The following is a 17,396-nucleotide window of genomic DNA, read 5'->3' as shown; positions in this document are numbered from 1 at the left end:
AATAATGTCGCTCTATTTCTTTCGCATCAGCACCGGGCGCTATTCCGGCGCGGCTGATCAGCCGTACGAGTTCGAGGATCGCGCCGCGGCCTGGACCGAGATGACCGAGGTGTGCGCCAATCTGCTCGGCAGCATCGCCCGCAATCTGAAGCCCAACGCGAAGTGGAGCATGGAGCTGCTCGACGAGAACAAGCAGCAGGTCTTTCGCATCAGCCTGGTCAGCGAGGCCGTGTGTGCTGCACCAGCGAGGAGCATGGGTAACGACCGGCGGCCGTGATTAGCTTCTCAAGCGCGTGAACCGGGCCTGTCCGGCGGCGATGCACCGGCTTGGCCAGGAGGGGATGTTCGGACAGGCTGCAACAAATGGTTGCAAAAGAAATAACGGCCACAATTGTCGCATCCGTAGTTCCACGTAGGCCTCTGTTAACGGCTGCTTGCAACTATGTGCGCAATCTTACCGGATAAGAACCAGCCAGAATTGTTGGAATGACCCGCCCTGCCGTCCGTCGTGACGGTCGTGGCGCAGGTAACGTGTGCGTTTAGGTCTCATCGGGATTTGTCGTGATGTCGAAATTGTCGATCGTCTTCAAGCTTCTGACTGTGTTGTCGGTCCTCGTGCTCTCGCTCGCCGGTGTCGGCGTCGTTGCGATCGGAACGATGCAGAACATCAATTCCCACACGGTTGAGATCGCGGAGAGCTGGCTGCCGAGCGTGCGTGCGCTGGGCTCGATGCGGGCTGACATCAACGAGCTGCGCGTCGTCCTTCGTCTGCATCTCATGCAGGAGAGCATTGAGGGCAAGGACGCCGCAGAGAAGCGCATGGTTCCCTTGCGCGAGCGCATCGAGACCACCCGCAAGATCTATGAAGGCCTCATTACCTCACCGGAGGAACGCTCGATCTACGAACAGTGGGCCAAGGCTTGGGCGCAGTACCTGACCGGCGTTCAGGAGACGATGGCGCTGTCGCGCAAGAGTCCCGGCAAGTTCCCGACTGAAGCCAACGAGATGCTGCAGACCAAGGTCGCGAAGATGGCCCAGGCGGCCGATCCGCTGCTCCAGAAGGGCATTGAGCTGAACAACCACGGTGCCGAGCTGGAGACGAAGCAGGCGGCCGACAGCTACGCCACCATCTTTCGCGTGCTGGTCGGCATCATCGTGCTTTCGGTCGTGATCGCGATCGGTGCGGCCTACTATCTCGTGCGCGACGTCTCGCGCGGCATTGCTTCCATCATCAAGCCGATGCAATTGCTCGGTGAGGGCGATCTGTCGGCCGAGGTGCCGCATCGCGGCGAGAAGACCGAGATAGGCTCGATGGCGGACGCGCTCCAGATCTTCAAGGAAGCGCTGATCGCCAAGCGCGAGGCCGACGAGGCGGCGAGGCTCGACGCCGAGGCCAAGATCGAGCGTGGCCGCCGCGTCGACGCCATCACCAGCAAGTTCGAAGCCATGATCGGCGAGGTCGTTGGCACCGTGTCGTCGGCCTCGACCGAGCTCGAGGCGTCCGCGTCGACGCTGACCAACACGGCCCAGCGCGGCCAGGAGCTGGCGACCGTCGTCGCCGCGGCTTCCGAGGAAGCCTCCACCAACGTGCAGGCGGTGGCATCCGCCTCCGAGGAGCTGTCGTCCTCCATCACCGAGATCAGCCGCCGCGTGCAGGATTCGGCGCGGATGGCGGCGGAGGCCGTCGAGCAGGCGTCGCGGACCAATGAGCGGGTCAACGAGCTGTCGCAGGCGGCCGCCCGCATCGGCGACGTCGTCGAGCTCATCAACACCATCGCGGGCCAGACCAATCTCCTGGCGCTGAACGCCACCATCGAGGCCGCGCGCGCGGGCGAAGCGGGCCGCGGCTTCGCCGTCGTCGCCTCCGAGGTGAAGGCGCTGGCCGAACAGACCGCGAAGGCGACCGGCGAAATCGGGGCGCAGGTATCGGGCATTCAGGCCGCGACGCAGGAATCCGTCAGCGCCATCCAGGAGATTGGCGGCACCATCGAGCGGCTGTCGGAAGTCGCGGCGGCGATCGCCGCCGCGGTCGAGGAGCAGGGCGCGGCGACGCAGGAGATCTCGCGCAACGTCCAGCAGGCCTCGGTTGGCACCCAGGAGGTCTCGTCGAACATCACCGACGTGCAGCGCGGTGCGATCGAGACCGGCGAAGCGTCGGTCGAAGTCCTGTCGGCGGCGAAGTCGCTGGCGACCGACAGCACACGTCTCAAGGTCGAGGTCGCGCAGTTCCTGGAGTCGGTCCGCGCGGCCTGATTTTTCAGCTGCCCGTCTGGGGAGCCGGCGGTGGCGTTGCCTGCCGCCGGAATAGGATGCGCTGGTAGAGCCAGCCGATCGCGACCAGCACGATGCCGAGGCCCATGAACGACAGCGCCCGGTAGACGCCCGTCAGCGTCGACATGTCGATGACGAAGGCCTTCAGGATCGTCAGCGCGATGACGGCGGCCGACGCCAGGCGCGCCCGCTCGGAGTTGGCGAGAATACCGATGCCGAGCAGCACGACGCCGAAGGCGAGCCAGCCGATCGAATAGGTGTATTGCTCGGCGCCCGTGGTCTCGCCGCTGGTGAGGAACGGGCCGTGATAGAAGCGGCGGATCTCCAGCGTCAGGTAGACGAGCGCAAACACCAGCGCCGAGCCCGCAATCGTATTCGCATAGATCTTGCCCCGCGCGTCGGCCACCGCATAAGCGAGCAGCAGCATCAGCACCGCGGGCAGGGCGTAGCCGAGCAGCAGCAGGTTGAACAAGGCGCCGCCGACATCAATGTGCCACAGCAGCGGATTCTCCAGGAACAGCAGGCCTAACACGCCGATGAAGCCGGCGATCGCCGTGAGCACGATCGCGCCCACATTGTGCACGATGCTGTGGCTGCGCAGCCGCAACCGCTCCAGTCCGATCGCCATGGCCAGCGCCACGCAGACCTGCAGGGCGGCCTCGATCAGCGAGGGCGATGCGATCATGTCCCCGCCGGTCGCGAAGTGGCGGACCTCCATGAAGGCGAGCAGCGCGGTGAACAGGATCGCGGCCGCCTCCACCATGCGCAGCGGTGCATCGTCGCCCCTGCGGCGCAGGAAGATGCTCGCCCCCCAGAAGGAGGCGGCCGGCAGGCCATAGCCCCACAGCAGCCAATTGAAGATCGGCGTGGTGCCGACGGCATCGCCGACGATGCGCGGGTCATAGAGGATGCGCGAGGTGACGATGCCGGCGAAGATCGCGGCGAGCCAGCGCAGGAACGGGATAGGTCGCTGCAGCGCAATCCAGGCGGTGCCGAGCGACATCAGCGCCAGCGCGATGGTGAGCCAGCCCTTCTCCAGCGCGAAGGTCAGCGCCAACGCCAGCGCGCCGAGCGTGCCGGTCGCGAACAGGGCCGTCGAGATCGCAAGGCCCGGCCGGGTTTGACGGCGGGTCAGTGTTTCGGTCGCAAAGCCAAAGGCGGCGGCGAGCAGCACCGCGAGGATCGCGAACGGAATCGAGCGGTCGAGATGGGCAATGCGGGCGTAGAGCGCGACGAGGATCGCGATGGGCGTCGCGACACCCGCCGCCGACCACACCACGGGAATGATCGCCGAATTCGATCGGCCTTGCGCGAAGAAGCCGGCGATGCCGAAGCCGGCGGCAAAGATCGCAGCCATCACCAGATGCTGCGTCACCGCACTGTCGGTTGCGGTCGGCGTGATGCCCGGCATCGCGCCGCCAGGCAGCACCAGCATGTCAGGATTGGCGCGCACCGCCCATTCGGCGAACACGATGAACACGGTTGCCGCGGCCGCGCCCAGCGCGCCGACGGCGGCGTCCGCGCGCCAGGCGACGAACAGCGTCGCAGCAACGAGCAGCGTGAAGGCGATCAGCGACAGGTCGGCATGCGCACTCGACAATACGATCAGCATCGCGCCGAACAGATAGGCGCCGAGCGCGCTCGACGACACCGGTTCGATCTGTCCGTCCTCGATGGTGGGGCCAAACATGAAGCCGCAGACCACGAGCAGCGCGGCGAGCACGAAGCCTGACATCACATGGAACGCATGCGGCGCGACGTGCATGTCACCGGTGTCGAGGCCCGGGAAGATCCAGAGCACTGCGAAGACGATCGTCGTGACGGCCAGCCAGCGCCACAGCCTGATGCGGGCGAGGCCGAAGCTCGCGGCGGTGACGATGGCAAGATAAATGTACAGCGCCCAATAGTCCGACTTGCCGCTGGAGACCAGCACCGGCGTCGCGAAGGCGCCGACCACGCCGAGGCCTGCGAGCGCCGGCCCGTGCAGCAGCGCCGCCGCGAGCGTGCCCATCGCAACGATGCCGAGCAGCACGAAGGCGGTGGCGGGCACCAGGAAGCCATAGAGCGCGTAGGCGGCATACACGGTCGCGAACGCCACCGCCGTTCCGGCCGCGGTGAGGATCGCGGGGATGTTGGCGATCGGCAGCGCTGCGATGCTCGAGATGCTTTCCTTGCGCCGCGTCCACTCGCCGGCACCGAGCAGCGCGGCTGCGAACAGGCCGCCCAGGAACACGCGCACGCCGGGGCCGACGAGGCCCGCTTCGATCGAATAGCGCACCATGAAGAAGCCGCCGAGCGCGAGCGCCAGGCCGCCGATCCACACCACCCAGCGGGTGCCGAGCCGCTCCTCGAAGCCGGGCGCCGGCGCGGGCAATGACGGCGGCGCATCGGCTGCGAGGCCGGCTTCAGCACTCGGTTCGAGCGGGGGTGGCGAAGCCTCTTCGGTGACGAGCGGCGGCGCAGCCTCGGCTTCCGGCGCCAGCGGCGGCGGCTCTGCCGCAGATGTCTCCGGCGTGCTTGGCTGCTCCTGCACAGGCAGCGGTGGCGGTGGCTGAAGCTGGCGCTGCGCCTGCAGAGCGGCCTCCAGCGAGCGCAGCCGACGGCGCAGCTCGGTCGCCTGGTTCGACGCTTTCAGCGCGATCAGGAACGCGGCGATCGCAATCATCACTGCAAAGACGTCGAACGGGGCGTCGAACATGGGGCCTCCTGGCAATCGGCAGGCAGGGGCCGACCGCAATCTTTGATCTAGCGCCGGGAGCGGACGCGCAAACCGGGCGCCGGCCGTTCCTGGAGCACGTCGCGGCGGAAGCGATAGAGCGCCGCCGGTCTCCCGCCCGTCTGTGTCGACATCTCGCCGGTCGGTTCGACCAGCGCCTCGGTTTCGACCAGACGACGGAAATTCTGCTTGTGCAGGTGCCGGCCGGAGATCGCCTCCACCGTATACTGCAACTCAGTGAGTGTGAACTCGGCGGGCAAAAGTTCAAACACCACAGGACGATACTTCAGCTTTGCGCGCAGCCTGGCGATCGCGGTGGCGAGGATCCGGCGATGGTCGAAGCGCATGGACGTGCCGAGCGCTGGCAGCGTCTTGCGCGCCAGTGCCGCAGGGCGGCCATCGCGCCGGGCTTCCTCGACGAGGCCGGCCTCGTAGAGCAACTCATAGCGGTCGAGCACGCGCTCCTCGTCCCAGGAAGCACCCTCGAGGCCGAAATAGAACCGCACGCGATCCCTGCGCGGTAGCGCGCGCGTCGTCTCGGGCGGCTCCTCCTCGGCCCATGCCGTCAGCGCCGGGATGATGTCACGGGCGATGATCGCAGGTGGCGCCTCGCGCCAGTCCTCCCAGGGGAAGAACCGATACCAGGGCTCGAAGCTTGCGGCATTCGCAGCGCCCTCGGCGCCGCGCGTCAGCGCCAGATAGCCGATCGACACCATATGCGCGCCGGTGTCGCCCGCCTCGGCATGACGGCCGCGATCGCCGAACGTGTAGAGCTGCTCGACATAGCCGAGCCGCAGTCCCGCCTGTTCCTCGACCCAGGCGCGCAGACCGATCTCGAAGGTGCGATGGCTCGGCGCATCGAATGGACCGAACGGCAGCCCGGCGAGCCCGTCAGCGCCGCGCGCGGTCAACACCAGCGGCTCGTGATCCTCGATCGCGACGATCGCGGCCGTCAGGCCGATCTCGATCGGCGTCAGCTTGTCGCTCATCCCAAGATCGCTGATGTCATTCGAGCTCGATCACGAAGGGGCGGCCCTCGACCAGCATCTCGCCCGGACCCATCTCGTCGAGCGCGCGCAGCATGCGGCCGTTGCGCCCGAGTGCGCGGTCGGCGAGGCTGACAATGCGGCGGTTCGGCGAGGCGATCGGGGAGGCCGCGCGGATCTTCTTCGCGATCTCGATCTCGTCGCGATCAGGATTGAGCGCGCAGGCGGCGGCGAACGCGCTCGCCGTGGAGCGGCTGATGCCGGCATAGCAATGAACCACCAGCGGTGCAGCCCGGTCCCAGCCGCGCACGAAGTTCAGCACCTGGTCGATATGGGCCTCGGAGGGGGCGACAAAGCCGTCCATCTCCTCGATGATGTCATCCATCGACACCTTGAGATGATTGGCCGGCAGCACCGACACCGGCCGCGCCACCTGCTCGACATTGGCCATCACGGTCAGCACGTGGCTGGCCCCGGTGCGGCGAACGGTTTCGGGAAGGGCGGCGAGCGAGCAGACGTGGATCATGGTGGACCTTTTTGGCGCCAAGTATAGCGAGCGCCGTTGAGTGGGCAAAGCTTCCACATTGTCGTCCCGGCGAAGGCCGGGACCCCACCCGCGCCTGTGATTGGGGTGGTGGCAACTCCGAGTCGTCGTAAAACGGCCTTCCCGGAGTATGGGTCCCGGCCTTCGCCGGGACGACAGCGGAGTGGGAGGCGCCACCACCCCCACGAACGCTCACGCAAACACCGCCCCAAACCGCTCCAGAAACTGCTTCTCGGCCCGCGCTGCCGTCCAGGGCGTCAGATAGTCGCGCCTGGTACTGTCGGAGAGGCCGGGATCCTTGCCGAACAGGCGCCTCGCCTCGCTCTCGCTGAAGCCAGCGAGCTCGGTTGCCTCGAGATACGCCGCGCCACGGTCGGCTGCCTTGATCGCCTGCGTGATCTCGTCAGGCAGCACTGGCGGCAGGCCGAAGCGGATGTGGATGGCGCCGAGCAGGCGCTTCTCCACCGCCTTGTAATGACCATCGAGCACCGCCTTGAACGGCGAGATCATGTCGCCGATCACATATTCGGGCGCATCGTGCAGCAGAGCGGCGAGCCGCATGCGCTGGTCGACGCGTGGCATCTCGTGCCGCAGCACGGTCTCCACCAGCAGGGTGTGCTGGGCGACCGAGAAGATGTGCGCGCCTATGGTCTGCCCGTTCCAGCGCGCGACCCGCGCGAGCCCATGCGCGATGTCGGCAATTTCGACGTCGAGCGGGGAGGGATCGAGCAGATCGAGCCGCCGGCCCGACAGCATGCGCTGCCAGGCGCGGGACTCCGCACCGCGTGCGGTCTTCCTGGCCGTCATTTGGCCTTGAGGCGCGGCTTGCGCTGCAGCTTGCTGCAGGTCGCGTGGCAATGGCAGTCGACCAGATGGTCGTTGACCATGCCGGTCGCCTGCATGAAGGCATAGACGATGGTCGGCCCGACGAATTTGAAGCCGCGCGAGGACAGCTCCTTGGAGATCTGAACCGACAGCGGCGTCGACGCCGGCACGCTCGCGGTGGTCTTGAAGTTGTTGACCTTGGGCTTTCCGCCCATGAAGTCCCACAGCAGCTTCGAGAAGCCCGGCCCCTTCTCCATGATGTCGAGATATGACTTCGCGCTCAGGATCGCGCCGTCGATCTTGGCCTTGTTGCGCACGATGCCGGCATCGTTCATCAGTGCGTGCACTTTCTTCTCGCTGTAGCGCGCGATCTTCTCCGGCTGGAAATCGTCGAAAGCTTTGCGGAAATTGTCGCGCTTGCGCAAAATCGTGATCCAGGACAGGCCGGCCTGAAAGCCGTCGAGGATCAGCTTTTCATAGAGTGCGCGGTCGTCATATTCAGGCACGCCCCATTCGGTGTCGTGATAGGCGACGTAGAGCGGGTCTTCGCCGGGCCAGGGGCAGCGGGTCTTTCCGTCGGGATGCAGGCGGGGAGCACGGCTCATGCGATGGGCTGCTTTGCGGGAATGCGAACGATTTCGGGTTCTGCCAGCTTCAGCGCGAGTCCGCCAGCGGTGAGCGGCTGCCCGGCATCGAGCGCATCCGCAACACGGTCGATGCGCACCAGCGCGATGCCCTTGCCCTTTGCCGACGAGCCCATGGTGCCGACGGCCTTGTCGCCGGCCATGACACTGACGCCGATCTCGGGCGAAGAGTCCTCGAGCAGCACCTTCACGCTACGGGTGCGCGCGGTGCCGCGATGCTGCATGCGCGAGACGACCTCCTGGCCGACATAGCAGCCCTTGTCGAAATCGACGCCGGCAAGGCGATCCATGTTGGTCTCGTGCGGGAACGCGTCGCTGTACATGAAATCGAGCCCGCCGCGCGGCACGCCGAGCGCGATCCGGTGCGACTCGTATTCGCTGGCATCGACCAGCTCCGCACCGATCAGGTCCGACAGTTTCTGCTTGAGATCCTCGGGGATCAGGATGCGCGTGCCGAGCTCGGCATGGCGCGGATCGGCGAAGGCGAGATCCGGCAGTGCGGCAGGCTGGCCATCCCAGGCTGCGAGCACGCCCAGATCGAGGATGTCCACCGTGACCTTGGCCCGCAGCTTGTAGAATTTCAGCTTGGTAGCGAGGCCATCGGCCAGCGGTTTCGGGCAGTCGATCAGGAACCCGCCGCCGTGGCCGCTGGGCGCCTCCGTGATCAGGAAATCCACGATGATCTTGCCCTGCGGCGTCAGCAGCGCACCGAATCGCCCCAGGCCCGGCTTGAGCCTGTCGACATCGGTGGTGATGAGGCCGTTGAGGAAGTTGCGTGCGTCCTCGCCCGCGACCTTGATCACGCCCCGGTCGGGAAGAAACGCTGATTTCATGCGAAAATCTCTTGCGACATGGTGCTGGCGAACGTAAGCCCGCAAGGCATAAACGACAAGACCTCGAGCCCTGCGCTTGGGGATGAGAGGGGCCTTCAGCCATGACCCAGCGCTTCGACGTGATCCTCAAGGGCGGCACCGTCGTCAATCAGGACGGCGAGGGTATCAGCGATATCGGCATCATCAATGGCCGCATCGCTGAGCTGGGCCCGCTGTCGCAAGGCGCCGCCGCCGAGGTGATCGACTGCAAGGGTCTGCACATCCTGCCCGGCGTGATGGACACGCAAGTGCATTTCCGCGAGCCAGGGCTGGAGCACAAGGAAGACCTCGAGACCGGGTCGCGCAGCGCCGTGATGGGCGGCGTCACCGCCGTGTTCGAGATGCCGAACACCTCGCCGCTCACGGTGACCGAGGCCACCTTCTCCGACAAGGTCAAGCGTGCCCATCATCGCATGCATTGCGATTTCGCCTTCTTCATCGGCGGCACCCGCGAAAACGTGCAGGACCTGCCCATGCTCGAGCGCGCCCCCGGCTGCGCGGGCGTGAAGGTGTTCATCGGCTCGTCGACCGGCGCGCTCCTGGTCGAGGACGACGAAAGCCTGCGCCGCATTTTTCAGGTGATCCGACGCCGCGCCGCATTTCATGCCGAGGACGAGTATCGCCTTAACGACCGGAAATCGCTGCGCATCGAGGGCGATCCGCGCTCGCATCCGGTGTGGCGCGACGAGACCGCGGCGCTGATGGCGACGCAGCGCCTGGTCAAGCTCGCGCACGAGACCGGCAAACGTATCCACGTGCTGCACATCTCGACCAAGGAAGAGATCGAGTTTTTGCGTGACCACAAGGACGTGGCATCGTGCGAGGCGACGCCGCACCATCTCACGCTGGTCGCGCCGGAATGCTACGAGCGGCTCGGCACGCTGGCGCAGATGAATCCGCCGGTGCGCGGCGCCGATCATCGCACCGGCATCTGGCGCGGCATCGAGCAGGGCATCATCGACGTGCTCGGCTCCGACCACGCTCCGCACACGCTGGACGAAAAGCAGAAGACCTATCCCGCTTCGCCCTCCGGCATGACCGGCGTGCAGACGCTGGTGCCGCTGATGCTCGACCACGTCAATGCAGGCCGGCTGTCGCTCGCACGCTTCGTCGATCTCACCAGCGCCGGCCCCGCGCGTCTCTACAACATGGCTTGCAAGGGTCGCATCGCCGCCGGCTACGATGCCGATTTCACAGTGGTCGATCTCAAGCGCAGCGAAACCATCACCAACAAATGGGTGGCGTCCAAGGCCGGCTGGACGCCCTACGACGGCGTCCGCGTGACGGGCTGGCCCGTGGGCACATTCGTCCGCGGCAAACGCGTGATGTGGCAGGGCGAACTGGTGACGGCCTCGCAGGGCGAGGCGGTGCGGTTCCTGGAGACGCTGAAGCAGTAGGGGGGCGCGGTCTACCGTCTCGCTCCGCCGTCATGCCCCGCGAAGGCGGGGCTTCCAGGACCCCGCGGCGATAGTTGGCTGATACGACTGCCGCCTCTGGAATACTGGATTGCCCGCCTTCGCGGGCAATGACAGTGTGCCGCAAAGCGTTAGCTCAGATTGGGAGAGAGCAATGTCCCAGCCCACCGCCCTCATCACCACCGAGCAACTCGCCGCCATCCTCGGCGATCCCGATCTCCGCCTCTACGATTGCACGACCTACAACGAGCCGGTGCCACCAGGCAGCGACGTGCCGTATCGCGCCGTCCCCGGCGACAAGACGTTTGCGGCCGGCCACATCCCCGGCGCCGATTTCCTCGATCTGCAGGGCGAATTCTCCGACACCTCCGCGCGACAGTTCTTCATGATGCCTGATGTGGCCCAGCTCGAGGCCGCCTTCGGCCACCACGGGCTCGATGCAAGCAAGACCATCGTACTCTACAGCATCGGCACCATGATGTGGGCGACGCGGTTCTGGTGGATGCTGCGCTCGCTCGGCGTTGATGCGCGCGTGCTCGACGGCGGTTTTGACAAATGGAAGGATGAGGGGCGGGCGATTGAGACAGGCGCGCCGAAGGGCTATCCGACGACGACCTTCAAGGCCGCGCCGCGTGCCGGCTTCTTCGTCGACAAGGATTTTGTGAAGGCGCGCATCGGCGATCCCGCGACCGTTACCGTCAACGCGCTGGGGCCGCAATTTCATCGTGGCCTCGAGCCGAGCCGCTACGGCCGGCCGGGCCGGGTGCCCGGCAGCGTCAACGTGTCGGCCGCAACGCTGGTGAACGCCGACAAGACGCTGACGACGCTCGCCGATGCCGAGGCCAAATTCGCCGCCGCTGGCATCACGCGCGACAAGAACGTGATTCTGTATTGCGGCGGCGGCATCTCGGCAACGATCGACCTGCTGATGCTGACGCAGCTCGGCTACGACAAGCTGACGCTCTATGATGCCTCGATGGGTGAATGGGCCAGAGACCCGTCACTGCCGATCGAAACGGATTAGCACGCAGAAGACTTATTGCCTCGCGAGGCTGACAGAGAATTCGCCGTTGCGGATGCGGGCGGGAAAGCCCTCGACGAATTTCGCCACCGCGTCCTCGCCATAGGTGCCGACGAGCTCGGCCAGCGCCGCAAACAGGCTCGCCTGCGCGAGGCAATCGCCGTCGACGCCGTCATGGCGCGCTTCGGCCCAGGCCTCGTTCAGATAGCTCAGGGCGGCCTGTTTCTGCTCGTGATCGGGCAGCGGCGCGCGGGCGGGGGCGTAGGAAATCGGCTGGCTCATGAAACTCGATCAGGGCTGGGGCGCGATCCACGGCGATGCGCTGCACGAGAAGGTGTAGCACGCGCATTAACGACCGCTAGGCCACATCTTTAAGAACGGTTAACGGCTGTGAACAAAGTCGATGACAGAGTTCCCGTCTCTGTCATTCCGGGCTCGCGCTGCGCGCCCCGGAATGACAGGAGGAGGCTAGTTCGCGTAGCGCGCTGTCAGATCCCGTGAGATCTTCGAGCCTTCCTCGATGTAACGGCTGATCGCCACCGTCGCCGCCGGCGTGCAGCTTCGGTAGGTCTGCTGGAAGCCGTTATAGCCGCGGTTGAAGGCGGCAATCATGCGGGTGCGCCGTTCGCCGGCGGGGGTTTCGGCATCGATCAGCGCCTGCATCTCGGTGCGCCATTTGTTGCCCTCGTTGGAGCCGCAGATGCCACGCAGATAATGCAGGCCGCCGAGGATCTCGGCCAGCCGCTGCAAATCGGCGTCGAACGGCGCCGCCACGTCCTGGGCCCGGAGGGGCGCGGAGGCGCAGGCGAGGATCAGGGCAAAAATGGCCAGAAATCGCGGGAACATCGGCGGCGTGTATGCCCCCTCAGGGCTGATGACGCAAGGCGTCGCTCAGGGGCCGATCAGGCGCGCGGCCGACTGGATGATTTCCTCCAGCCCCCCGGTCAGCTTGAGGTCACTGAGGCTGCCAAGCGCGCCAGGGGCGATCCATCTGAAATCGTCGAGTTCGTCGTTCAGGGACGGTTCCCGCGCGACCCAGCGGGCGGCAAAGGACATGATCAGATAATGGCCGGCACCCGGCGCGGCCGGCAGCACCTCGCGCCAGCCGGCGAGGCCGACGATCTCGATGGCGAGCCCGGTCTCCTCGTCGACCTCACGGCTCAGGGCCTGGTGCAGCGATTCGCCGAATTCGACCCGCCCGCCAGGCAGCGAGTAGAAGCCCTTGGCGGGCGAGCGGGCGCGGCGGGTCAGCAGCACCTTACCGTCGCGAAAAATCGCGGCACTGACGGCGATCTGGGGATGGGTGGGCTGGATGACCGTGGGCATATCGTCAAGACTTGGCCTAGTTCGCCATGATGGTGTCGACGTCGGCTTCCGCGCCGCCATTGATGATGCCGCCGCAAGCCGCGATCAGCGGCTTGACCCAAGCCGTCGCCTGCTCGGCCAGCCGAACGCGGGTCGTGTCCTTCTCGACCTCGCGCATGGCCGAGCCGACCGCTGATAGAATCGAGGTCATGGTGTCGGTGATGTGGTCGAACTGGGCACGCACCGACGGCTCGGCTTTCTCATAGGCTTCGATGGCGAGATCCCGCGCCTTGAAATTCGACGCTGTAAAATGCTCGGCATAGGACAGCGGCGACCAGGTCAAAAAATCCTCGGCGCATTCGGGCATGTCCGGGATCATCTCCAGGAGCATCACGGCTTCATTGAAATGGTTGAGATAGTCGGTGGCAAGCCCCGTCCGCGGGTTGATATTGGCCACGCGCAGCCGCTCAGCCCAGGCCACGGCCTCGGGGCCCGTCTGTGCGCGCGTCGCGGGTTGGGAGGCCATTGAGCTCATCGGCCGCAGTGTTAACGTTCGGGGTTAAAAGGACCTCAACGGACCCTATATTGGCGCAAGGATGTGTGGACGCTTCGTCATAACTTCGGCCCCCGCGGCCTTACGGCAACTGTTCGGCTATATCGAGCAGCCGAATTTCCCGCCCCGGTACAACGTCGCGCCGACACAACCGATTCCGGTCGTGCTGGTCGAGAATGGCGCGCGCCATTTCCGCCTGATGCGCTGGGGCCTGCTGCCGAGCTGGGTCAAGGACCCCAAGGGTTTTACGCTGCTGATCAACGCCCGCTCCGAAACGGTGCTGGAGAAGCCCGCGTTCAAAAAGGCGATTCGCCGGCGGCGCGGCCTGATCCCGGCTGACGGCTATTACGAATGGAAGTCGGAAGGCGGCCGCAAGCAGCCTTTCCTCATCCATCGCGCCGACGGCGCGCCGCTTGGCTTTGCCGCGGTGTTCGAAACCTGGATCGGGCCGAACGGCGAGGAGCTCGACACGGTTGCGATCGTGACGGCCGCTGCGGACGAAGATCTGGCCACGCTGCATGACCGCGTGCCCGTCACCATCAGCCCGCGCGATTTCGAGCGCTGGCTCGATTGCCGTGGCGACGAGATCGATCAGATCCTGCCGTTGATGACGGCGCCACGCATCGGCGAATTCGCCTGGCACCCGGTCTCCACCCGCGTCAACCGCGTCGCCAATGACGACGAGCAACTGCTCTTGCCGATCAGCGCGGAGGAGATGGCGGCGGAAGCGGAGGCCGTGAAGCCGAAGAAGTTGGTGCGGAAGGTTGCTGCTGCGTCATCCGATGACGGGCAGGGCTCGTTGTTCTAGGCGCCGCTGCGGTAGGGTGGGTTACCCGAAGGCGTAACCCACCGCTGTGTGCAGCCGAGGCAGAAGAGGTGGGTCACGCTGACGCCAACCCACCCCGCGAGAGCTGGGCTCGTTCGCGTCAAGCCGCAGCGACAGCCGACCCGAGCGCTGCGTTGCTGAACGCGTCGCCGCCGATGCCCCAGCCGCCATCGACCGCGTAGCTGACATTGGCGAAGATATGCTCGCGCTTGATGCGTCCCTCGGCGGCTTTCTCGATGATGGCAGTTCCCTCGGAGATCCAGGCGTCCTTCAGCTCCTGCGTCGGCAGCACGAACGACGGCACCTTGAGCTCGAACACGGCGATGTCGGCGGGCTTGCCGCCGGAATAGGTGCGGCGCTTCGGCACCACGGTCACTTCGCCGATGACGTTCGGCGTCATGAAGCGGTTGCCGGTGAGGCCGTGCAGGCGGAGCAGGAGCTCGGTTAGCTTGCCGAACGCCTCGGCTTCTCCCGATGGCGTCAGCGCACCTTCGGGAACGATGATCTGGATGGGCATAGAGAGGTCTCCCTTTGAACCGTGAAATAACGGTCGTTATATAAAACATAACGATCGTTATATAGTCAAGCATAATATAACGATCGCTATCGAGAGGTGACCTGCGATGGCACGACCGAAGAAGAGCGATGGTGACGCGCGCGCGCGGCTGGCGGATGCCGTCGGGCGCGGCTTCCGCACCGGCGGATTCGGCGGCGCCGGCGTGGACGCGCTCGCAAAGGGCGCGGGCCTCACCTCGGGCGCGTTCTATGCCCATTTCGACTCCAAGGCCGATGCATTCCGGCTCGCGGTGGCGGACGGGCTCGCCTTCCTGCGCGGCGGCATGGCCCAGTTTCAGGCGCAATACGGCAGCGCTTGGCGCGAACCGTTCATCGACTTCTATCTCGGTGAGCGGATGGAGGTCGGCCTCGATGAGGCCTGCGCGCTGCCGAGCTTTTCATCGGATGTGGCGCGCTCGGATGCGGCAACGCGCGCAGTCTACCAGGGGGAGTTGGAACGTCTGGCAGATCTGGTCGCGCAGGGTTTTCGCGGCACGCATGCGCGGCAGCGCGCGCTGGCGCTGCTGGCGATCCTGACAGGTGCGGCCGACATGGCGCGCGCGGTGAAGGACGATGCCATCAGGCGTGAGATCCTCGCCGCGGCCAAAGTTGCGGCGAAGGCGATCTAGCTCTCAGACGATCTCCCGCGCCCTGAGCGCCGCGATCTCGGTCGCGTCGAACCCCAGTTCACCCAGCACCGCATCCGTATCCGCGCCCAGCTCCGGCGCCATCCGGTCGAGCTTGCCGCCGCCATGCGCCAGCTTGAAGCCGCTGCCGGCAAAGCGCAGACGGCCATAGGGCGTGTCCAGCTCCTGGATCGCGCCACGCGCCCTGATCTGGGGATGATCGATCACTTCCTCGACCTTCCAGATGCTTGCGCAGGGCGCACCGGCATCCTCGAGGATCGTCTCCCATTCGCGTGCCGGCCGTTTCGCAAGCGCCTGCTCGATGATGGCGCGCAGCGCGGGCTCGTTCTCGTTGCGGGAGAACCAGTCGGCAAAGCGGGGATCGCTCAGCGTATCCTCGCGCCCGAGCGTGGTCATCAGCGCGCGATATTGCTTCTCGTTGTTGACCGCGAGCAGGATGTGGCCGTCGCCGCATCTGAACAAGTTCGCCGTGGTCCTGCGGCTGACGGCCTGATTGCCCGAAAGCTGCTGGCGATGGCCGGCGACCGACCAGTCAGCGATTTGCCCTGACAAGAACGCCATCGTCGCCTCCAGCATGGAGACGTCGACGAGCTGGCCCTTGCCGGTGCGGTCGCGCTGGTACAGCGCGCTCGACACCGCGAATGCGGCGGTTGCGCCCGACAGCACGTCGCACACGGCAAAGCCCGCGCGCGTGGGGCCTGTTTCGGGGTGGCCTGATATCGCCATGATGCCCGACAGCGCCTGCATCTTGCCGTCATAGCCGGGCCGCAAGCGATCCGGGCCGGTCTGGCCGAAGCCCGACACCGCGCAATAGATCAGCTTTGGATTGATCGCCGAAAGCGCCTCGTAGCCGATGCCGAGCTTATCCATGACGCCCGGGCGGAAGTTTTCCATGACGACGTCGACCTGCGCGGCCAGCTTGTTCACGATCGCGATTGCGTCGGGCTTTTGCAGATCGAGCGTCAGGCTGCGCTTGTTGCCGTTGATGGCCTGGAATGCCGGCGCCAGCCCGCGCTCGGCCCATTCGCGCGAGAGAGGTGTGCGGCGCATGTCCTCGCCCTCGCGCCGCTCGACCTTGATGACATCAGCCCCCAACAGCGCGAGCTGGTAGCTCGCATAGGGGCCGGCCAGCACTTGCGTGAAGTCCAGAATCTTCACGCCTTCGAACGGTCGCGTCACGTCGCTCTCCCTGCTTGTTGTCGTTGTCGGAAGGACGTCAGGCGGCACGGTTGCCGCGCGCGATCTCCTTCTGCTTGTCGAATTCGGCGCGGCGGCGCGCCAGCTCTTCCGGCGACAGCTGCGCGACGTTGTTGTAGTCGAGCTTCCAGGACGCGTCCTCGCTCCAGCGCAGCGGCGACTGCATCGTGGTCTGCGGTCCGCTCGCAGTCTCCAGCAGCTTGAGCGCGAGCTCCAGCGTCTGCGCCTGCGAGGCGACGTCCTGCGGCTTGCCGGCGGAATTGCCGAGCGGGAAGTCGCTGAACAAGAAGCGCGGCACGGCCGCGTGCTCGATGATGTCCTTGGCGCAGCCCATGATCACGGTCGGAATGCCGCCCGCCTCGAGGTGCCGCGCCACCAGCGCGGTGGTCTGGTGGCAGACCGGGCAGTTCGGCACCAGCACGGCAGCGTCGACCTTGTCGGCAAGACAGCGCGCCAGAATCTCCGGCGCATCAGTGTCCAGCGTGACGCGATGGCTGCGGTTGGTCGGCGCGCCGAAAAAGCGCGGCGCGACTTCGCCGATGCGGCCCGAGGCGCTTGCCTTCAAGAGCTGCGGCAGCGGAAACCAGGTGCCGTTGTCTGTGGCCGAGGTGTGCTTGCGGTCGTAGCCGATGTGCGAGATGCGCAAATCGTGCTGCTTTGAGGTGTCGCCGTCATAGACCTGGTAAAACTTCGCGCTGCCGTTATACGCCGCGCCCGGGCCCTGGTCGCCCTTATCAGGGTCGTAGGGCGCGGCCGTGGTGATGATGGTGACGCGCGACTGCGCTAGCGGCTTCTTCAGGGGTTGAAACGCTGCTGCGGTGTGATGCGCCCAGCGATAAGGCGTGGTGTAGCCGATCGCGCTGTAATAATCCCGCGTGCGCTGCATATAGGGGATCGGAGAATCATAGTCGGGCGCAAAGCCGAATTCGTCGTCGCGCGGGGCGGACATGGGCGCGTCTCCTGGTTCTTGGTTGGCGCCAGACTAGAGATAGTTTTGGGGTTGCTCAACAGGCGCCGGA

19 protein-coding genes are annotated in these 17,396 nt (G+C 65.8%); 6 read left to right on the top strand and 13 right to left on the bottom strand.

Annotation, left to right across the window (positions count from 1 at the left end; translation table 11 throughout):
• Window positions 1-4 precede the first annotated feature (4 nt).
• Together XH91_RS26235 and XH91_RS26230 are read left to right on the top strand one after the other, a co-directional pair.
• Window positions 5-277, top strand: coding sequence for a DUF6894 family protein (locus tag XH91_RS26235; RefSeq protein WP_128953271.1), 273 nt, complete (start codon window positions 5-7; stop codon window positions 275-277).
• 287 nt (window positions 278-564) lie between these two features.
• A complete protein-coding gene (locus XH91_RS26230) occupies window positions 565-2,253 on the top strand; it encodes a methyl-accepting chemotaxis protein (protein ID WP_164934171.1) in 1,689 nt (562 codons plus the stop codon).
• Window positions 2,254-2,257: 4 nt separating this feature from the next.
• On the opposite strand, the gene XH91_RS26225 is transcribed toward XH91_RS26230, so the two are convergent.
• The 6 genes from XH91_RS26225 to ygfZ form a co-directional block, all read right to left on the bottom strand.
• Window positions 2,258-4,969 carry a DUF2339 domain-containing protein gene (locus tag XH91_RS26225; RefSeq protein WP_128953269.1) on the bottom strand — a complete coding sequence of 904 codons (2,712 nt, stop codon included), beginning with the start codon at window positions 4,967-4,969 and terminating at the stop codon, window positions 2,258-2,260.
• A 47-nt stretch (window positions 4,970-5,016) separates the two neighbouring features.
• Window positions 5,017-5,976: an NUDIX hydrolase gene (locus XH91_RS26220; protein ID WP_128953268.1), complete on the bottom strand. Its 960-nt coding sequence runs from the start codon at window positions 5,974-5,976 to the stop codon at window positions 5,017-5,019.
• A 16-nt stretch (window positions 5,977-5,992) separates the two neighbouring features.
• Window positions 5,993-6,499, bottom strand: coding sequence for a tyrosine phosphatase family protein (locus tag XH91_RS26215; protein ID WP_128953267.1), 507 nt, complete (start codon window positions 6,497-6,499; stop codon window positions 5,993-5,995).
• Window positions 6,500-6,709: 210 nt separating this feature from the next.
• Entirely contained in the window at window positions 6,710-7,324 is a 615-nt protein-coding gene (locus XH91_RS26210) for a YfbR-like 5'-deoxynucleotidase (RefSeq protein WP_128953266.1), read from the bottom strand.
• Window positions 7,321-7,947, bottom strand: a complete 627-nt coding sequence (locus tag XH91_RS26205) for a DNA-3-methyladenine glycosylase I (protein ID WP_128953265.1) — start codon at window positions 7,945-7,947, stop codon at window positions 7,321-7,323. Before XH91_RS26205 ends, XH91_RS26210 begins: the two co-directional genes overlap by 4 nt.
• Complete coding sequence (gene ygfZ / locus XH91_RS26200) at window positions 7,944-8,819, bottom strand: CAF17-like 4Fe-4S cluster assembly/insertion protein YgfZ (RefSeq protein ID WP_128953264.1); 876 nt, start codon at window positions 8,817-8,819, stop codon at window positions 7,944-7,946. The genes XH91_RS26205 and ygfZ overlap by 4 nt, the downstream gene beginning before the upstream one ends.
• A gap of 101 nt (window positions 8,820-8,920) precedes the next feature.
• Here ygfZ and XH91_RS26195 point away from each other — a divergent pair, with 101 nt between their 5' ends.
• Both XH91_RS26195 and XH91_RS26190 read left to right on the top strand, forming a co-directional pair.
• On the top strand, window positions 8,921-10,255 hold the full coding sequence (locus XH91_RS26195) for a dihydroorotase (protein WP_128953263.1): 1,335 nt from the start codon (window positions 8,921-8,923) through the stop codon (window positions 10,253-10,255).
• A 172-nt stretch (window positions 10,256-10,427) separates the two neighbouring features.
• The gene (locus XH91_RS26190; protein ID WP_128953262.1) at window positions 10,428-11,297 is read left to right on the top strand and encodes a sulfurtransferase; all 870 of its coding nucleotides are present in this window, start codon (window positions 10,428-10,430) and stop codon (window positions 11,295-11,297) included.
• Window positions 11,298-11,309: 12 nt separating this feature from the next.
• Here the strand turns inward: XH91_RS26190 and XH91_RS26185 are convergent, their stop codons facing one another.
• From XH91_RS26185 to XH91_RS26170, 4 genes are all read right to left on the bottom strand, one after another.
• Entirely contained in the window at window positions 11,310-11,576 is a 267-nt protein-coding gene (locus tag XH91_RS26185) for a hypothetical protein (RefSeq protein ID WP_057757219.1), read from the bottom strand.
• A gap of 186 nt (window positions 11,577-11,762) precedes the next feature.
• The gene (locus tag XH91_RS26180; RefSeq protein ID WP_128953261.1) at window positions 11,763-12,140 is read right to left on the bottom strand and encodes a TIGR02301 family protein; all 378 of its coding nucleotides are present in this window, start codon (window positions 12,138-12,140) and stop codon (window positions 11,763-11,765) included.
• A gap of 45 nt (window positions 12,141-12,185) precedes the next feature.
• Window positions 12,186-12,620 carry an NUDIX hydrolase gene (locus XH91_RS26175; RefSeq protein ID WP_128953260.1) on the bottom strand — a complete coding sequence of 145 codons (435 nt, stop codon included), beginning with the start codon at window positions 12,618-12,620 and terminating at the stop codon, window positions 12,186-12,188.
• A 16-nt stretch (window positions 12,621-12,636) separates the two neighbouring features.
• A complete protein-coding gene (locus XH91_RS26170; protein ID WP_128953259.1) occupies window positions 12,637-13,134 on the bottom strand; it encodes a hypothetical protein in 498 nt (165 codons plus the stop codon).
• Window positions 13,135-13,195: 61 nt separating this feature from the next.
• Between XH91_RS26170 and XH91_RS26165 the strand changes: the two genes are divergently transcribed.
• Entirely contained in the window at window positions 13,196-13,960 is a 765-nt protein-coding gene (locus tag XH91_RS26165) for an SOS response-associated peptidase (protein ID WP_128953258.1), read from the top strand.
• Between the two features lie 118 nt (window positions 13,961-14,078).
• On the opposite strand, the gene XH91_RS26160 is transcribed toward XH91_RS26165, so the two are convergent.
• Complete coding sequence (locus tag XH91_RS26160) at window positions 14,079-14,495, bottom strand: Tautomerase enzyme (protein WP_128953257.1); 417 nt, start codon at window positions 14,493-14,495, stop codon at window positions 14,079-14,081.
• A gap of 106 nt (window positions 14,496-14,601) precedes the next feature.
• On the opposite strand from XH91_RS26160, the gene XH91_RS26155 reads away from it, so the two are divergent.
• Window positions 14,602-15,162, top strand: a complete 561-nt coding sequence (locus tag XH91_RS26155) for a TetR family transcriptional regulator (protein WP_128953256.1) — start codon at window positions 14,602-14,604, stop codon at window positions 15,160-15,162.
• A gap of 3 nt (window positions 15,163-15,165) precedes the next feature.
• Here XH91_RS26155 and XH91_RS26150 read toward each other — a convergent pair whose 3' ends face one another.
• Window positions 15,166-16,359: a CaiB/BaiF CoA transferase family protein gene (locus XH91_RS26150; protein ID WP_128953255.1), complete on the bottom strand. Its 1,194-nt coding sequence runs from the start codon at window positions 16,357-16,359 to the stop codon at window positions 15,166-15,168.
• 37 nt (window positions 16,360-16,396) lie between these two features.
• Window positions 16,397-17,326 (bottom strand): glycine/sarcosine/betaine reductase selenoprotein B family protein, encoded by a 930-nt coding sequence (locus XH91_RS26145; RefSeq protein ID WP_128953254.1) that lies wholly within the window; start codon window positions 17,324-17,326, stop codon window positions 16,397-16,399.
• Window positions 17,327-17,396 lie beyond the last annotated feature (70 nt).

The organism is Bradyrhizobium guangzhouense, assembly GCF_004114955.1.
GTDB classification, from domain to species: Bacteria; Pseudomonadota; Alphaproteobacteria; order Rhizobiales; family Xanthobacteraceae; genus Bradyrhizobium; species Bradyrhizobium guangzhouense.
The sequence above is the reverse complement of the archived record's forward strand: the minus strand, read 5'-3'. Positions and strand labels throughout refer to the sequence as shown.

What these genes read in the sequence shown, in the direction of transcription:
- XH91_RS26235 (WP_128953271.1), top strand. Translation starts at nt 5, where the DNA reads ATGTCGCTCTATTTCTTTCGCATCAGCACCGGGCGCTATTCCGGCGCG.
- XH91_RS26230 (WP_164934171.1), top strand. Translation starts at nt 565, where the DNA reads ATGTCGAAATTGTCGATCGTCTTCAAGCTTCTGACTGTGTTGTCGGTC.
- XH91_RS26225 (WP_128953269.1), bottom strand. Translation starts at nt 4,969, where the DNA reads ATGTTCGACGCCCCGTTCGACGTCTTTGCAGTGATGATTGCGATCGCC.
- XH91_RS26220 (WP_128953268.1), bottom strand. Translation starts at nt 5,976, where the DNA reads ATGAGCGACAAGCTGACGCCGATCGAGATCGGCCTGACGGCCGCGATC.
- XH91_RS26215 (WP_128953267.1), bottom strand. Translation starts at nt 6,499, where the DNA reads ATGATCCACGTCTGCTCGCTCGCCGCCCTTCCCGAAACCGTTCGCCGC.
- XH91_RS26210 (WP_128953266.1), bottom strand. Translation starts at nt 7,324, where the DNA reads ATGACGGCCAGGAAGACCGCACGCGGTGCGGAGTCCCGCGCCTGGCAG.
- XH91_RS26205 (WP_128953265.1), bottom strand. Translation starts at nt 7,947, where the DNA reads ATGAGCCGTGCTCCCCGCCTGCATCCCGACGGAAAGACCCGCTGCCCC.
- ygfZ (WP_128953264.1), bottom strand. Translation starts at nt 8,819, where the DNA reads ATGAAATCAGCGTTTCTTCCCGACCGGGGCGTGATCAAGGTCGCGGGC.
- XH91_RS26195 (WP_128953263.1), top strand. Translation starts at nt 8,921, where the DNA reads ATGACCCAGCGCTTCGACGTGATCCTCAAGGGCGGCACCGTCGTCAAT.
- XH91_RS26190 (WP_128953262.1), top strand. Translation starts at nt 10,428, where the DNA reads ATGTCCCAGCCCACCGCCCTCATCACCACCGAGCAACTCGCCGCCATC.
- XH91_RS26185 (WP_057757219.1), bottom strand. Translation starts at nt 11,576, where the DNA reads ATGAGCCAGCCGATTTCCTACGCCCCCGCCCGCGCGCCGCTGCCCGAT.
- XH91_RS26180 (WP_128953261.1), bottom strand. Translation starts at nt 12,140, where the DNA reads ATGTTCCCGCGATTTCTGGCCATTTTTGCCCTGATCCTCGCCTGCGCC.
- XH91_RS26175 (WP_128953260.1), bottom strand. Translation starts at nt 12,620, where the DNA reads ATGCCCACGGTCATCCAGCCCACCCATCCCCAGATCGCCGTCAGTGCC.
- XH91_RS26170 (WP_128953259.1), bottom strand. Translation starts at nt 13,134, where the DNA reads ATGAGCTCAATGGCCTCCCAACCCGCGACGCGCGCACAGACGGGCCCC.
- XH91_RS26165 (WP_128953258.1), top strand. Translation starts at nt 13,196, where the DNA reads ATGTGTGGACGCTTCGTCATAACTTCGGCCCCCGCGGCCTTACGGCAA.
- XH91_RS26160 (WP_128953257.1), bottom strand. Translation starts at nt 14,495, where the DNA reads ATGCCCATCCAGATCATCGTTCCCGAAGGTGCGCTGACGCCATCGGGA.
- XH91_RS26155 (WP_128953256.1), top strand. Translation starts at nt 14,602, where the DNA reads ATGGCACGACCGAAGAAGAGCGATGGTGACGCGCGCGCGCGGCTGGCG.
- XH91_RS26145 (WP_128953254.1), bottom strand. Translation starts at nt 17,326, where the DNA reads ATGTCCGCCCCGCGCGACGACGAATTCGGCTTTGCGCCCGACTATGAT.